Origin of the sequence: Streptomyces sp. RK9 (assembly GCF_045070545.1) — a bacterium.
Taxonomy (GTDB): domain Bacteria; phylum Actinomycetota; class Actinomycetes; order Streptomycetales; family Streptomycetaceae; genus Streptomyces; species Streptomyces alboflavus.
In genome coordinates this window covers 4,008,531-4,023,608 of the sequence record NZ_CP173703.1, presented here as the reverse complement: position 1 = coordinate 4,023,608, position 15,078 = coordinate 4,008,531, and the positions used below count along the sequence as shown (strand labels likewise).

14 protein-coding genes and 2 pseudogenes are annotated in these 15,078 nt (G+C 72.4%); 10 read left to right on the top strand and 6 right to left on the bottom strand.

What is annotated here, in order from left to right; translation table 11 throughout:
• Positions 1-13: 13 nt before the first annotated feature.
• The 3 genes and pseudogenes from AB6L24_RS16670 to AB6L24_RS16660 all read right to left on the bottom strand — a co-directional run bounded on the left by AB6L24_RS16670 (position 14) and on the right by AB6L24_RS16660 (position 2,301).
• Positions 14-1,108, bottom strand: coding sequence for a PhlD (locus AB6L24_RS16670; protein WP_405656077.1), 1,095 nt, complete (start codon positions 1,106-1,108; stop codon positions 14-16).
• Positions 1,109-1,210: 102 nt separating this feature from the next.
• A pseudogene (locus tag AB6L24_RS16665) lies at positions 1,211-1,318 on the bottom strand (beta-ketoacyl-ACP reductase); the annotation flags it as partial.
• 41 nt (positions 1,319-1,359) lie between these two features.
• Positions 1,360-2,301 (bottom strand): MBL fold metallo-hydrolase, encoded by a 942-nt coding sequence (locus AB6L24_RS16660; RefSeq protein WP_405656076.1) that lies wholly within the window; start codon positions 2,299-2,301, stop codon positions 1,360-1,362.
• Between the two features lie 288 nt (positions 2,302-2,589).
• On the opposite strand from AB6L24_RS16660, the gene AB6L24_RS16655 reads away from it, so the two are divergent.
• From AB6L24_RS16655 to hemC, 5 genes are all read left to right on the top strand, one after another.
• On the top strand, positions 2,590-3,060 hold the full coding sequence (locus AB6L24_RS16655; RefSeq protein WP_030357382.1) for a cation:proton antiporter regulatory subunit: 471 nt from the start codon (positions 2,590-2,592) through the stop codon (positions 3,058-3,060).
• Between the two features lie 4 nt (positions 3,061-3,064).
• The gene (locus AB6L24_RS16650) at positions 3,065-4,378 is read left to right on the top strand and encodes a cation:proton antiporter (RefSeq protein WP_405656075.1); all 1,314 of its coding nucleotides are present in this window, start codon (positions 3,065-3,067) and stop codon (positions 4,376-4,378) included.
• Positions 4,379-4,494: 116 nt separating this feature from the next.
• Complete coding sequence (locus AB6L24_RS16645; RefSeq protein WP_405656074.1) at positions 4,495-6,057, top strand: MFS transporter; 1,563 nt, start codon at positions 4,495-4,497, stop codon at positions 6,055-6,057.
• Between the two features lie 54 nt (positions 6,058-6,111).
• Positions 6,112-7,632 carry an MFS transporter gene (locus AB6L24_RS16640; protein WP_405656072.1) on the top strand — a complete coding sequence of 507 codons (1,521 nt, stop codon included), beginning with the start codon at positions 6,112-6,114 and terminating at the stop codon, positions 7,630-7,632.
• A gap of 153 nt (positions 7,633-7,785) precedes the next feature.
• Positions 7,786-8,721: a hydroxymethylbilane synthase gene (gene hemC / locus AB6L24_RS16635; RefSeq protein ID WP_405656071.1), complete on the top strand. Its 936-nt coding sequence runs from the start codon at positions 7,786-7,788 to the stop codon at positions 8,719-8,721.
• A gap of 36 nt (positions 8,722-8,757) precedes the next feature.
• On the opposite strand, the gene AB6L24_RS16630 is transcribed toward hemC, so the two are convergent.
• Positions 8,758-9,162 carry a hypothetical protein gene (locus tag AB6L24_RS16630; RefSeq protein ID WP_405656070.1) on the bottom strand — a complete coding sequence of 135 codons (405 nt, stop codon included), beginning with the start codon at positions 9,160-9,162 and terminating at the stop codon, positions 8,758-8,760.
• Positions 9,163-9,214: 52 nt separating this feature from the next.
• A pseudogene (locus AB6L24_RS16625) lies at positions 9,215-9,286 on the bottom strand (hypothetical protein); the annotation flags it as partial.
• A gap of 80 nt (positions 9,287-9,366) precedes the next feature.
• Here AB6L24_RS16625 and AB6L24_RS16620 point away from each other — a divergent pair.
• The 5 genes from AB6L24_RS16620 to AB6L24_RS16600 all read left to right on the top strand — a co-directional run bounded on the left by AB6L24_RS16620 (position 9,367) and on the right by AB6L24_RS16600 (position 14,121).
• Positions 9,367-10,236 (top strand): MFS transporter, encoded by an 870-nt coding sequence (locus AB6L24_RS16620; protein ID WP_405656068.1) that lies wholly within the window; start codon positions 9,367-9,369, stop codon positions 10,234-10,236.
• A 132-nt stretch (positions 10,237-10,368) separates the two neighbouring features.
• Positions 10,369-11,241: an ABC transporter ATP-binding protein gene (locus tag AB6L24_RS16615; protein WP_405656067.1), complete on the top strand. Its 873-nt coding sequence runs from the start codon at positions 10,369-10,371 to the stop codon at positions 11,239-11,241.
• Positions 11,238-12,038 carry an ABC transporter permease gene (locus AB6L24_RS16610; RefSeq protein WP_405656066.1) on the top strand — a complete coding sequence of 267 codons (801 nt, stop codon included), beginning with the start codon at positions 11,238-11,240 and terminating at the stop codon, positions 12,036-12,038. The genes AB6L24_RS16615 and AB6L24_RS16610 overlap by 4 nt, the downstream gene beginning before the upstream one ends.
• Positions 12,039-12,054: 16 nt before the next feature.
• Positions 12,055-13,464, top strand: a complete 1,410-nt coding sequence (locus AB6L24_RS16605; RefSeq protein ID WP_405656065.1) for a sensor histidine kinase — start codon at positions 12,055-12,057, stop codon at positions 13,462-13,464.
• 12 nt (positions 13,465-13,476) lie between these two features.
• Positions 13,477-14,121 carry a LuxR C-terminal-related transcriptional regulator gene (locus tag AB6L24_RS16600; RefSeq protein ID WP_405656064.1) on the top strand — a complete coding sequence of 215 codons (645 nt, stop codon included), beginning with the start codon at positions 13,477-13,479 and terminating at the stop codon, positions 14,119-14,121.
• 71 nt (positions 14,122-14,192) lie between these two features.
• Here AB6L24_RS16600 and AB6L24_RS16595 read toward each other — a convergent pair whose 3' ends face one another.
• Positions 14,193-14,627, bottom strand: a complete 435-nt coding sequence (locus tag AB6L24_RS16595; protein ID WP_405656063.1) for an SgcJ/EcaC family oxidoreductase — start codon at positions 14,625-14,627, stop codon at positions 14,193-14,195.
• Positions 14,628-15,078: the final 451 nt, after the last annotated feature.

Genomic DNA, 15,078 nt, shown 5'->3' with positions numbered 1-15,078 from the left:
GAGAGCCCTGGCGTCAGGCGCAGGTCAGCGTGCAACCAGCGACGATGAAGCCAGGGCCGAACCCGAGCAGCAGGCCCCTGTCTCCGGGGGCGGGCTCGTCGAACGAACGGCGCAGCACATCCAGGACGGACGCGCCGCCAAGGTTTCCACACTGCTCCAGGCTGTCCCACGAGTGGCGCAGCGGGCCCGTGCGGGCCGCTTCCTCCTGTCCGGCACCGACGCGCAGCACCGACTCCGCCTGTCTCAGGATGGCCGGGCCTCCGGCGTGTACGACGCAGAAATCGGGCACGAACTCGGCGCCATGGCCGTCCAGCCACTCGTAGAGGGCCGGCGCGACGAACCCGACGGCCCGGGTGGCGTCCTTCGTGGAGTCGAAGTGCAGGCCGTAGGCATCAAGCCGCCCTTCGTAGAAGTTCTGGCTTCTCGGCAGGACGTACTGCCAGGTGTCGTCGATACGGAACCGCGGCCCCTCCCCGCTGCCGTCCCGGCCGGAGACCACGCAGGCCGCGGCGCTGTCGCCGAAGAGAACCTTGTAGATCATGCTCTCGCGGCTGGTGTCGACGGGGTTGTACGTCGCGGCACTCAGGCACTCCGCGACGACAACCAAGACGTGCGCGCCCGGGTGGGCGGTTATGTAGTCGTGCGCCAGGGTCAGGGCCTGGGCTCCCCCCGCGCAGCCGTACGAGCCAAGAGGGATGCGTGCGATGTCCGGTCGCAGCCCCTGCGGGGCCAAGCACCGGATGAGGTCCGTGTCCAGACTCGGGGCGGTCCAGGAGGTGGTGTGGCTGGTGACGACGCAGTCGACGTCCGCCAGCGTCAGCCCGGCGTTCTCCAGAGCCCGTGGCACCGCGAGCAGGGCCATCTCCAGTGCGTCGTCGTAGGCGGCCTGGTTGCGTTCCTCGAAGGCAGCATCTCCCGCGACGGTCGCTGATCGCAGCGGCCTGCTGAAGTACCGCGTCTGCACCCCGGTGGACCACGCGGTCCTCAGACGGGCACCGAGGCGAGCGAGGTCGGCGTACCGTTGGACGATGTCCGCAGTGAGGTCGTCCATCGAGATGGCGTGCTTGGCGAGTTCGACGTGCGGTCTCGCGATCAGTGCAGTCGACATGGACTAGGGGCTCCTTCGGCCTGCCGGGGTGGGCTCAATCTACGGCAGCTACGAGAGCTGGGGGACCTGGGGGAACTGCAGCAGATCGGGGACGGGGCAGGGCTAGTGGCCCATGCCGGCGCCCCCGTCGACGGGGATGACCGCACCGGTGATGCAGTCGGCCTGCGGGGACGCGAGGAAGGCAATCGTCGCCGCCCCGAGAGGCACGCGGCGCCCGCCCCAACCGCATCGCAGCCGTGATCCTGGCCCTGCTATCGGTACGACCAGGCTGCCGCCTTGCTGGAGAGCTCGAGGATGCTCGGGGAGGGGGAGCCACCATGCAAATGGCTGTACTCCACCGCAATGACTATCATCAGCCGCTCCGGCAGCCCCAGTTGAGGATAGAAATCCTGCCGGAAAAGCTCGTCCATGGTTTCCTCCACGGTGAGACCGGCCTCGTGGCAACGGTGAACCTCACGCTGCACCGTGCGAAGGTAGCGCACGTAGTCATTCAGCCCTGCTCGATCCGGCGGCCGCCCGTGTCCGGGGATGATGACCCGCGGATTGAAGCCGAGGACGAGCTCGCACGCGTCGATGATGTTCTGCAACGGCCCTGCCCAGTGAGGGGGGTGGTCGCCGTGGAAAAAGATGTCGCCGGTGCAGACCACGTCCCCGATACGGGCCACCAGATCGCTCACGTGGTGAGCGGGCCCCACCTCGTACAGCTCCACCTTCTTGTCGCCCACGGCGACGGTGTGCCGTCCGGAGAAAGTCAGAGTGGGCGCGGTGACTTGAGCCGACGTGAAGTCGAAAACACTGAAGTGGTCGCGGAGATAGCGACCCAACGGAAGGTCGGGGGGCGAGTCGTGCACAAGTGCGTGCATCTCCCGCGGAGTCGGCTCGTGATGATCGTCGCGATCGGCGCCGGTGGCGATTATCTCCGCGTCAGGGAAAAGGTAGTTCCCGAAGGTGTGGTCACCGTTCGCATGAGTGTTGATCACAGTCCGTACGGTGCGTCCGCCGAGCCTGGGGTGGGCAGCAGCGATCATCGCTTCGGTCATCGGACCGTCGTAGGGCGTGTCGATCACAGCCGCGTCGGCACCCGAGATGATCCACAGGCAGTTCGCGTACCCCCAGAGCCCCGTGCCCTCGGGGGCCCAGAGGTAGAGGCCGTCTGCGCCGGGCACGGGAGAGAGCTGTGTAGGCAGATTCATGGGCGCATTGTTACCGGTCAGAGCGCCGGGTAGCGCTGTGGCGTCGCGCACAGTCCGATTGCCGGCTCGATCGGGCTGCGGCACCAAGTCCCGTCACCGGAGCTTCCTGTGACGTCCCGTCACCTATGACATCAGTCGTTCGCCGCCGGCGCGAAGCTCTCCCCGGACACCCGCCTAGCGCCACCCCCAGTCCCGCACCACCAAGTATCAGTAAAATCTGGACCGATAGGGTGGCATGAGCACGAAGTAACCCATGAGCATCAGGGGAGAGCTGTGTCCGCTCCACGTATGAGCCGAACGCCACTGCCAGGCATCGGTACGCGCTACGACCTCACCACCCGCGAACAGCGGCGCTTGTCCGTCGTGGCACACCGGGACGGGGGCCGGACGCTCAGCGCCTACCGCTCCGACGACCCGGACGCGTGCGCGCTCTCGCTCCGGCTCAGCGCGGGCGAGGCGGCGGCGCTCGTGGACGCGCTGCTTCCGACGCACCAGAGCCCCAACCTGCTGCACACCACCGACCTCGGCCTGCTCGCCGAGCGCATCGAGATCGCGGCGACCTCGCACTGGAACGGCCGCGTCCTCGGCGACACCCGGCTGCGCACCGAGACCGGCACCTCCGTCGTGGCGGTGCTGCGGCGGGCCGACGCCATCCCCTCCCCCACGCCGGACTTCCGGCTCGCGGGCGGCGACACCCTCATCGTGATCGGCACCCGGGAGGGCGTCGAGAGCGCCGCGGCGATACTCGGCCGGGAGTGATCGCGTGCACTCTGCCGTCCTGCTCATAGAGTTCGGCGCGATCATCCTCGCGCTCGGACTGCTCGGCCGCCTCGCCGGGCGCCTGAAGTTCTCCCCGATCCCGCTGTACCTGCTCGCCGGACTCGCGTTCGGGACGGGCGGGCTGCTGCCGCTCGGCACCAGCGAGGAGTTCGTCGCCATCGGCGCCGAGATCGGCGTCATCCTGCTGCTCCTGATGCTCGGCCTCGAGTACACGGCCAGCGATCTCGTCAGCAACCTCAAGACCCAGTACCCGGCCGGGATCGTGGACTGCGCCCTCAACGCCCTGCCGGGCGCGGCCGCCGCGCTCCTGATGGGCTGGGGTCCGGTGGCAGCCGTCGTCCTCGCCGGCGTCACCTGGATCTCCTCGTCCGGCGTCATCGCCAAGGTCCTCGGCGACCTGGGGCGGCTCGGCAACCGCGAGACCCCGGTCATCCTGAGCATCCTCGTACTCGAGGACCTCGCGATGGCCGTGTACCTGCCCATCATCACCGCGCTCCTCGCGGGCGTCGGCTGGGCCGCGGGCGGCCTCACGCTGGCGATCGCGCTCGGCGCGGCGGGCCTGGTCCTGTTCGTCGCGGTGCGCTACGGCCGGATCATCTCGCGGTTCGTGTCGAGCGACGACCCGGAGAAGCTGCTCCTCGTGGTCCTCGGTCTGACGATCCTGGTCGCGGGCATCGCCCAGCAGCTCCAAGTGTCGGCCGCCGTCGGCGCGTTCCTCGTCGGCATCGCGCTGTCGGGCGAGGCAGCGGAGGGCGCGCACAGTCTGCTCGCGCCGCTGCGGGACCTCTTCGCCGCCATGTTCTTCGTCTTCTTCGGCCTGCACACCGATCCGGCGAGCATCCCGCCGGTGCTCCTGCCCGCCCTCGCGCTCGCCGCGGTCACCGCGTGCACGAAGGTCGCCACCGGGTACTGGGCGGCGCGGCGCGCGGGCATCTCCGTCAAGGGCCGCTGGCGGGCGGGCGGCGCGCTCGTGGCCCGCGGCGAGTTCTCCATCGTCATCGCGGGCCTCGCGGTCACGGCGGGCATCGAGCCCCGCCTCGGCCCGCTGGCCACGGCGTACGTACTGATCCTCGTCGTGGTGGGCCCCCTCACCGCCCGCTACGCGGAGCCCGTCGCGGCGCTCGCCGGACGGCTGTCCCGTCGCCGGGATACCGGCGCGTCCGGGACTCCGGCGCCCCTGGAGACCGTCCCCGCCGCGCCGACGGAAACGGAGCACACCGCACCGGGCCCCGAGGACCCCGAAGCCGTGCGGTCCGTGCCCGTGGAGGAACCCGGCAGCGGGGCGCGCCGCTCCTGACCGCCGATCACGGCCCCGCGCGCGCGGGGCCGTGATCGGCCCAGGTCGCGGGGCATGGGCGGGGCGCTTAGCGTGTGACGGGGGTGTCTCTTGACGCGGGGGGTCTGGAGGTCACGATGGACCGCTCGCCCGGCTCCGGCCCCGAGGGCATACCGGAAGGCATTCCGCAGCCGCTGTCCCAGCCGGCGCCCGCCGCCGACACCCCTCCCCCGCCTCCGGCCGCCCACCACACCGGCGGCAAGCACGAGCACCGCTGGCTGATCCTCGCGGTCATCGCCACCGCGCAGCTCATGGTGGTCCTGGACGCGACGATCGTGAACATCGCGCTGCCGTCCGCGCAGCAGGACCTGGGCTTCACCGACGGCAACCGGCAGTGGGTCGTCACCGCGTACGCGCTCGCGTTCGGCAGCCTGCTGCTGCTCGGCGGGCGCATCGCGGACCTGGTGGGCCGCAAGGCGGTCTTCCTGGCCGGTCTCGCCGGGTTCGCCCTCGCCTCCGCGCTCGGTGGTGCCGCGACCAGCTTCGGGATGCTGGTGGTCGCCCGGGCGCTCCAGGGCCTGTTCGGCGCGCTCCTCGCGCCCGCCGCGCTCTCCCTGCTCAGCACCACGTTCACGGACCCGCGCGAGCGCGCGAAGGCGTTCGGCATCTACGGCGCCGTCGCGGGCTCCGGCGCCGCGGTCGGGCTGCTGCTCGGCGGCGTGCTCACGGAGTACCTGGACTGGCGCTGGTGTCTGTACGTGAACCTCGCCTTCGCCCTGGCCGCGATGATCGGCGGCTGGCACCTGCTGCACCCGGGGGCGCCCGCGGACCGGCCCAAACTCGACGTGCCGGGCACGCTGTTGGTGTCGGCCGGCCTGTTCTGCATCGTCTACGGCTTCGCCAACGCCGAGACGCACGACTGGGGCGACCCGCTGACGTGGGGTTTCCTCGTCATCGGCGTCGTACTCGTGACGGCCTTCGCCTGGTGGCAGACACGGGCCGCGCATCCGCTGCTTCCGCTCAGGGTGGTGCTCGACCGGGACCGGGGCGCGTCGTTCCTCGCGATGTTCATCTCCGGCGCGGGCATGTTCGGCGTGTTCCTCTTCCTGACGTACTACATGCAGCAGATCCTCGGCTACACACCCGTCAAGACGGGGCTCGCCTTCATCCCGATGGTCGTGGTGATGGTCGTGATCTCCGTCCTGACCACCAACGTCCTCGTGCCGCGCTTCGGGCCGAAACCCGTCGTGCCGCTCGGCATGCTGCTCTCGGCGGGCGGCATGGTGTGGCTGACGACGCTCGACACCACCAGCGGCTACACCCTGCACGTGCTGCCGCCGCTGCTCGTCTTCGGGTTCGGGCTCGGCCTCATCTTCGCCCCGGCGATGAGCATGGCCACCTCGGGCGTCGCCGCGCACGACGCGGGCGTGGCGTCCGCGATGGTCAACACCACCCAGCAGGTGGGCGGTTCCATCGGCACGGCGCTCCTGAACACCCTGGCCACCAGCGCCGCCGCCAACTACCTCGTCGGCAAGCGCCCGACGCCCGAGGTGCAGGCCGAGGCCCAGGTACAGAGCTACGAGACGGCGTACTGGTGGTCGGCCCTCTTCTTCGCCGTCGGCTTCCTCGTTACGTTCGTGCTGTACCGCAAGGGGCGTCCCGCCGACAGTCACCTCGGCGAGGGCGCCGTGCACATGTAGGCCGCGCGTCCCGGCACGGAACCCGCGTACAACGGCCAGGAGGGCGGTGGGTCCATGACGGCGTCCCCCGACGGCGCACACGCTCCGGGCGGCGACGGCGGGGTCGCCCTCGCGTCGACGCGCGGCCGGTGGGTCCTGACCAGCGCGGTCCTCGCCTCCGGCATGGCGATGCTGGACGGCACCGTCGTGAACGTCGCCCTGCCCACCCTCGGCCGCGACCTCGACGCGTCGATCTCCTCGCTCCAGTGGGTCGTCAACGCCTACATGCTCACGCTGTCCGCGCTGCTCCTGCTCGGCGGGGCCCTCGGCGACCGGATCGGGCGGCGGCGCACCCTCGTCATCGGCGTGGTGTGGTTCGCCCTCGCGTCCGCGCTGTGCGGCCTCGCGCAGGACGCGGGCACCCTCATCGCCGCGCGTGCCCTGCAGGGCGTGGGCGGCGCGCTGCTCACGCCGGGCTCGCTCGCGCTGGTCCGCTCCTCGTTCCGGCCGCGCGACCAGGCCAAGGCGGTGGGCGCGTGGTCGGGGCTCGGCGGGGTCGCGGGGGCGGTCGGTCCATTCCTCGGCGGCTGGCTGATCGACGGGCCCGGCTGGCGGTGGATCTTCCTCATCAACGTGCCGCTGGCCGCGCTGGTGCTCTTCGCGGTGCGGCACGTGCCGGAGAGCCGCGACGAGAGTGCCGCGGGGCAGCGCTTCGACGTGCCGGGCGCGGTGCTCGCGGCGCTGTTCCTGGCGGGCGTGAGCTTCGCGCTGATCGGCGCGTCCGGCGACTCCTCGTTCCTCGCGGGGATCCTTCCGGGGCTCGTCGGGCTGGCGGCGGGCGCGGTGTTCCTGCTGGTCGAGCACCGGCGCCGGGACCCGATGCTGCCCCTGGAACTCTTCCGCTCCGGCCTGTTCTCCGCGGCCAACGTCATGACGCTGTGCCTGTACGCGGCCATCGGCGGCATCCTGTTCATGCTGCCCGTGCAGTTGCAGACGACGCTCGGCTACGACGCCCTCCAGGCCGGTACGGCGACGCTGCCCATCACCGTCCTGATGCTGCTCCTCTCGGCCCCCGCGGGCGACCTGGCCCGGCGGCTCGGCCCGCGCCTGCCGCTGTGCGCGGGCCCGCTGATCGCCGCCGCGGGCGTCCTGCTGATGCTGCGGATCGGCCCCGGAGCCTCCTACGCCACCGACGTCCTGCCCGCCGTGGTCGTGCTCGGCCTCGGCATGAGCGTGTTCGTCGCCCCGCTCACGGCGACGGTCCTCGCGTCGGTCGACGCGGGCCGCGCCGGACTCGCCAGCGGGGTGAACAACACGGCGGCCCGCATCGCGCAGCTCCTCGTGGTCGCCGCGCTGCCGCTCGCGGTCGGCCTGACCGGCACGGCGTACACCGACCCCGACGCCCTCGACTCCGCGTTCGGGAAGGCGGCCTGGGGCTGCGCCGGTCTCTTCGTCCTCGCGGCCGCCGCGGCCTTCGCGTTCATCCGGCCGCGCCCCGCGGACTGGCACGAGGACGAGGGCAACACCCCGCACTGCACGGCCAACATGTCGGTGACGTCGCCCCCGCTGGAACCGGGCGAGTGCGGGCGGTCCTGAGAGCGGCGGACCCGCAGGTCGGCGGCCGGTCCTGCGCGCGTCCGACGGATTGTCCCAGCTACCCACCGCGCACATCAACAGCTCGGCAGCGTAACCCAGTTGGCGCAGGGTCCGATGCGGGTCGGCCGCCGCTCAGGGCCTATGGTGTACGCCATGTCCGCTCCCGAGCTGATCCGCATCGTCTCCCGCTCGTCCCCCATGGCCCTCGCCCAGGTCGAGCGCGTGCGCGCCGAACTCGCCGCCCGCCACCCCGGCATCCGCACCGAGGTCCTGCCCGTGACCACCTCCGGCGACCGCTGGATGGGCGACCTGGCCAAGCTCGGCGGGAAGGGCGCGTTCACCAAGGAGGTCGACGCGGCGCTGCTCGCCGGAGAGGCGGACCTCGCGGTGCACTGCGTCAAGGACGTCCCGGCGGACCGGCCGCTGCCCGCGGGCACGACGTTCGCGGCGTTCCTGCGGCGCGACGACATCCGGGACGCGCTCATCCACCCCAAGGGCCTGACCCTCGACGAGCTGCCCCCGGGCACCCGCGTCGGCACGTCGTCGGTGCGCCGCATCGCGCAGCTCTCCGCGTCCCACCCGCACCTGGACTGCGTACCGATGCGCGGCAACGCGGGCCGCCGCCTGGCCAAGCTCGCCGCCGGGGACGCGGACGCGCTGCTGCTCGCGGTGGCGGGACTCGAACGCATCGGCGCGACGGAGCACATCTCCGAGGTCCTCTCCGTCGAGACGATGTGCCCGCCCATCGGCGCCGGGATCCTCGCCCTGCAGTGCCGCGAGGACGACACGACGACCATCGACGCGGTGAGCGGCCTCGGCGACCGCGACGCCTGGCGCGAGGCCACCGCCGAGCGCATGTTCCTGCACGTGCTCCAGGGCCACTGCAACTCGCCGATCGCCGGGTACGCCCGCAGCGAGCCGAGCGGTGACCTGTCCCTGCGCGCCCGGGTGTTCACGCCCGACGGCAAGACGGTCCTGAACGCCCACGAGTGGGCCGGGCCGCTGGACCCGGCGACCCTCGGCACGTCCGTGGCGGTCACGCTGCTGCGCCAGGGGGCGCGCGAGCTGATCGACTCGATCGCCCACTGACGGCCGCCCGGCCTGCCGTTGTCCTCGGCGGTCAGGTCATGACGCGGCGCGGGCGGCGGGCTGCCCGGCGCGTTCGTGCCGGTGCAGCAGCGGCAGCACCCTGGTGCAGAAGATCCGCATCTCGTCCCGGGTCGGCCAGCCGGAGAAGATGAACTCGCTGATCCCGGCCTCCTTGTACGCGTAGAGATACGCCGCGACCTCCTCGTAGCTGCCCACCACGCACAGGGCGGGACCGCCGCGATAGGCCACGGCGCCGGAGAACAGCATGGGTGAGAGCCAGTCGGATGCCGCGGACTCGGCCAGCCGGAAGGACGTGTTCACCGCCACGGAGTCGGAGGAGGCCACAGCCGCCGCGATCCGTTTCCGGTGCTCTTCGTCGGGATCGCGCATCATGTCGGCGAGATCCGCGAGGGCCTGCGCCCGGGCCTCCCGCGGACGCACCGCTGATGTAGATCTCGGGCCGGCCTCCGCCCTTGTACCCCAGGCCGACCTGCGCGTCCTTGATGCGGTAGTGGTCACCTTCGTAGGACAGCGGGGTCTCACCGCGCCAGAACCGGTGGAGGATGTCCAGGAACTCGTTGGAGCGCGCGTAGCGCTCGTCGTGGGCGGGCCGAGACGGCGGCCGCGGAGGACGTGGGAGGACGGTTGGCGGCGTGGCTGGTCGCCCGCGGCCTCATCCCCGGGACCAGCCCCAAACGCGTCTTCGCCGCCGCGACCTTCGTCAACCAGAGAGGCAAGGGCCTGTTCATCGCCGGGGCCGCGCTGTTCTTCACCCGCTCCGTGGGCCTCCCGGTCTCCCAGGTCGGACTCGCCCTCGGCGCCGCCCTGATCGGACTCGCCGCCGGCATCCCCGTGGGCCGCCTGGCCGACCGGCGCGGCCCGCGCGAGGTCTTCCGGCTCGCGGTCGTCGTGCAGGCCCTCGCCGTGGCGGGCCTTGTGTTCGTGCAGTCCTTCCTCTCCCTGGTCGCGTGCGTGTGCGTGGTCGAACTCGCCACCCCGGCGCGGCGCCCCAGCCGGGCACACCGACGCGCCGCGCTGGTTCGTCGGCGCGAGCGTCGCGGTCAACACCGCCCTCGTGGTCTGCCTGCAGGTACGGGTCAGCCGCGGTGTGGTCAGCAACGCGTCGGCCGGGCGGGTGGCGCGCCGCGCCGGGGGGCGTTCCTGCTCGCCACCGCCCTCATCGCGGCGGCGGGCGGCGCGCCCGGCTGGGCCGCCGTGGTCGTCATCGTGCTCGGGGTGGTCGTGCACACCGTGGGCGAACTGTGGCACGCCGCCGCCTCGTTCGAGCTGTCCTTCGGCCTCGCCCCGGAGCACGCGCAGGGCCAGTACTCCGGTCTGTTCGCCATCGGCCAGGGCCTGTCCAACGCGGTCGGGCCGCCGCTGCTCGGCGTGCTCTGCCTCGGCTGGGGCGGGCCGGGCTGGCTCGTCGTGGGAGCTCTCCTCCTCGTCGTCGGCCAGTTCGTACCGCTCGTCGTGAGCTGGTCCGACCGCTTACGCGTCCACAGCCCCGGCTGAGCCGACCGGGCCGCCGCCTCGTCCCTGGGGGAAAACCCCCAGCTCAGTCGGAGGAAAGCCGCGTTACGGCGGTGCCTGCCCCCGACCTAGCGTGAGCGACATGACAACGCCAGGTTCCCGGCAGGAGCAGTGATGATCGAGGTCAAGGGCCTGACCAAGCGGTACGGGCCGAACACCGCCGTCGACGCGCTGAGTTTCGACGTGACGCCCGGCGCCGTGACGGGCTTCCTCGGCCCGAACGGCTCGGGCAAGTCGACCACCATGCGCATGATCATGGGACTCGACCGCCCCGACGCCGGACACGCGCTGATCGCGGGCCGACCCTACGCCGCACTGCGGCGGCCGCTGCGCGAGGTGGGCGCGCTCCTCGAAGCGCGCACGTTCCACCCGGGGCGCAGCGCGCGGGCGCATCTGGCCGCCCTGGCCGCGGCGGGTGACATCCCGGCCGCGCGCGTCGACGAGGTCCTCGCCACCGTCGGCCTGAGCGACGTCGCCGGGCGCCGCGCCGGAACGTACTCCCTCGGCATGGTGCAGCGGCTCGGGATCGCGGCCGCGCTGCTCGGCGACCCCGGGGTGCTGCTGTTCGACGAGCCGGTGAACGGGCTCGACCCGGAGGGCGTGCGCTGGATCCGGGACCTGATGCGCTCGCTCGCCGCGGAGGGCCGCACGGTGCTGCTCTCCAGCCACCTCATCGGCGAGATGGCACTCACCGCGGACCACTTGGTGGTGATCGGGCAGGGGCGGCTGCTCGCGGACACGTCCGTGCGGGAGCTGACCGGGCGCGGGCGGTCGCTGGAGGAGGCGTTCTTCGCCCTGACGGAATCCGCGTCCGCGTACCGGGGCACGGCCCACCCCACCGCCCGCCACGAGGACGCGTCCGCGTCCGGTCCGGCGCCCGCACCCTGCGCAGGGCCCACCCCCGGCACAGCCGCCACGTCCGGCGCAGGCCTCACCCCCGGCGCAGGCCCCACGCCCGACACCGCGCAGAAGAGGAACCCCCGATGACCGCCCTCACCTCCACCCCCACCTCGCACTCCTCCCCCTCCTCCCCCTTCGCACGCGCGGCCCGCATGGAGTGGATCAAGCTCCGCAGTCTGCGTTCCACGGCGTGGGCGCTGCTGCTCACCGTCACGGGCATGGTCGCCGTCGGAGTCGTCACCATGGCCCACACCAAGGCGCCGTCGCCCGCCAAGGCCGCCGTGTTCGACCCGACGAACAACGTGCTCGCGGGCGTCGCGCTCGGCCAGTTGGTCGTCGGCGTGCTCGGTGTCCTCGTCGTCACCGGGGAGTACTCCTGCGGCTCCATCCGCTCCACGCTCGCCGCGGTCCCCGACCGGCGCACGATGCTCGCGGCCAAGGCGGCCGTGTACGGCACCGTCACGCTGGTCGTCGGTGAGGCGGTCGCCCTCGTGACGTTCTTCGCGGGCCGCGCGGCCCTCGCCGACGGCGTGCCGCGCCCCGGCATCGGCGACCCGGGCGTGCTGCGTGCGGTGCTGCTCGCAGGCGCCTACCTGAGCCTCGTCGGGCTGCTCGGCATCGGCATCGGCGCCCTGACCCGGCACACGGCGAGCGCCATCGCCGCGCTCGTCGGCGTCACCTTCGTGCTGCCCGCGGTGATCGGCGGCCTCTCGGGCCCGACCGTCGCGAAGTTCTTCCCGACGATGATCGCCGGGAACTCCCTGGCCGTCGCCAAGCCCGTCGCCGACATGCTCACGCCCTGGACCGGCTTCGCCGTGCTGTGTCTGTACGTGGCCGTCACCCTCGGCGCGGGCGCCCGGCTGTTGGCCCACCGCGACGCCTGACTGGAAAATGATCACCATGCACGACTCCTCACGTCCCACCCGGCCCACCACCCCGCACCTCGCGCCCGGCGCACCGGCGGCGCGCGTCGCCACGGTCCTGCGCGCCCCGCTCACCCGTCGCGCCTGGGCCGAGGCGGCGTACTGCCTGCTGGCGTTCCCGCTGAGTCTGGCGGGCGGTGTCGTGCTGCTCGTGCTCCTCGCGCTGGGCGCGGGGCTGACGGTGTCCTTGGTGGGCGCGGTGATCGGCGTGCTCGTCCTGGTGGGCTGCCTGTGGCTGGCGCGCGGGCTCGGCGGACTGAACCGGGGGCTCGCGTCGGGGCTGTTGGGAGAGCGGGTGCCGGCTCCGGCTCCGCCGCGCCCCGGCTCCGGGGTGTTCGGCTGCCTCGACGCGCGGCTGCGGGACGTCGCGGGCTGGCGGGCCGTCTGGTACGTCCTGGTGAAGCTGCCGGTGGGCGCGCTCGGCATGTACGCGGTGCTCTTCTGGGTCACCGGCCTGATCAATCTCACGGCGCCGCTGCGGTGGGGCGTGTTCGGGCAGCAGGAGGCGCCCGCCGACGGGGGCGGCATGCCCGTCCTCACGCCCGTCCCGGTCGGCGGCTTCGAGGTGCACAGCCTCGCCGGTACGTTCGTGGCGGTTCCGCTCGGCCTCGCGCTGCTGCTGCTCGCGCCCTGGACGACGCGGCTCGTCGTGGAGGCCGACCGGCGGCTGCTGCGCGCCCTGCTCGGGCCGAACCGCCTGGCGGCGCGCGTGCGGGACCTGGAGGAGACCCGGGCGCTCGCGGTGGACGACTCCGTGGCGCTGCTCCGCCGGGTCGAGCGCGATCTGCACGACGGCGCGCAGGTGCGGCTCGTGGCGGTGGCCATGGGCCTGGACATGATCAAGGAACGCCTCGGCGCTCCGGACGGCGGGAGCCGCGACGAGCCCGTCGACCTCGACCGCGTACGCCAACTCGTCGACGGAGCGCACCGCAACGCCACCGAAGCCCTCACCGAACTGCGCGACCTCGCCCGGGGCATCCACCCCCCGGTCCTCGACGACGGCCTGCCCGACGCCCTCGCCACCCTCGCCGCCCGCAGCACCGTGCCCGTCGAGCTGACCACGGACATCCCCCGGCGCCCGACCCCCGCCATCGAGACCATCGCCTACTTCTGCGCGGCCGAACTCCTCACGAACGTCATCAAGCACAGCGGCGCGTCCCAGGTCGTGATCGCGGTCACGCAGAGCGCGGCGGATGACGGCGCGAGCACCGGCGGTGTGCTGCGCCTCAGCGTGCGCGACGACGGGCGCGGGGGCGCCGCCGTCGGCGCGGGCAGCGGCCTGACCGGGCTGACGCAGCGGGTGCGCACGGTCGACGGGAGCCTGCGCGTGGACAGCCCCGAAGGCGGGCCGACGACGGTCGTCGTCGAGCTGCCGCCGCACGCGTGAGATCATTTCGGCATGCGTGTCGTGATCGCCGAGGATGCCGCTGTCCTGCGGGAACTGCTGGCTCAGATGCTGGTGGAGCGCGGCCATGAGGTGTGCGCGGCCGTCGGCGACGCCGACGCGCTGCGGACCGCCGTCGCCGAGCACTGCCCGGACGTCACCGTCGTCGACATCCGGATGCCGCCGTCGCACACCGACGAGGGCCTGCGCGCCGCCATCGACATCCGGCGCGACCACCCGGGCACCGGCGTGCTCCTGTTCTCCCAGTACGTCGAGACGAAGTACGCCACGCGGCTGCTCGCGGCCGGGTCGGCGGGCGTCGGCTATCTGCTCAAGGACCGGGTCGCCAACATCGCCGAGTTCACCGACGCGCTGGCCCGGGTGGCCGGCGGCGGCACCGCGCTCGACCCGGAGGTCGTCACCCAGCTCGCGGGCGCGAGCCGGCACGCGGCGGAGCTCGCGCCGCTCACCCCCCGCGAGCGGCAGGTCCTCTCGCTGATGGCCGAGGGCCGCTCGAACGCCGCGATCGCCCAGGCGCTCGTGGTCTCGGCGGGCACGGTCGAGAAGCACGTGGCCGCGGTCTTCGACAAGTTGGGCCTGCCCGCTTCGCACGACGCCAACCGGCGGGTCCTCGCGGTGCTGCGGTACCTGCACGGCTGACGGAGCCGGGCCCCGCGGACGGCCGGGACACCACCCCCGTGGGTGTCCCGGACCGCGGCAGGACGTCCGGCTCAGGCGGCGGGCGGGGCGTCCACCGGGGCGTTCTGGCCGACGACGATCTTCCAGCCCTCCTGCTGCCGCGCGATCACGTAGGTCGTCACGCCGTGCGGGCCCGCGACCGGGTTCCCCGAGCTGTCCGTGGGGGTCTGCCGCACGTTCACGCCGATCACCTCGGGCGTGACCTCGAGGAGCTTGACGACGTCGTAGCGGGCGTAGGAGTCGCGCAGGAAGCCCTTCATCGCGGGACCGCTGAACTCGGCGATGGCCGCGCGGCCGTCGAGGCGCGTGCCCACGGCGTTGGTCCAGGACGCCTCGCGGGCGAACTGCTCGCTCAGGGCGACGGGGTCATGGGCGTTGAAGGCCTGCTCCAGATCCTTCACCACCGCCGTCACCGCCGCCTGGGTCCGCGCCGGAATGGCCCCCACCACAAGGATCTCGTTCGTCATGACCGCGCCCTCTCGTCACCCGGTCCGACCGACCGGATGCTCGTCACCGGATCCCTCCGGGGCGACGTTCTCGCCGCCAGAAGCAACTCAACAACCTCAAGCGGACTTGAGGTCAACCGGGCCCGACGGGCGTCCCAGCAGGCGACGACCAGGCCCGTATGTCAGGTGCTGTCACCGCAAGGACAGCGACATATGCCAGAAGCACCACCGCATCGGGTGTTGCCAAATCCCTTACGAGCGTGGGCGCGCTGTGCCAGAGTCGTTACCGGTCGAAGAGTTGTCACTGAAGTCAGTACGGAACCCGGCACGCACGTCACCCCCGTCACGCGCGTACGTCACGTACCCGACGCACGAAGGCCAGTACGAACGCCACACCGCTACCGGTCGAGGAGCCATGACCGGCGATCCCCACAGCAAACCCGGTCGCACCGCATCGTCAACGGAGCACCCC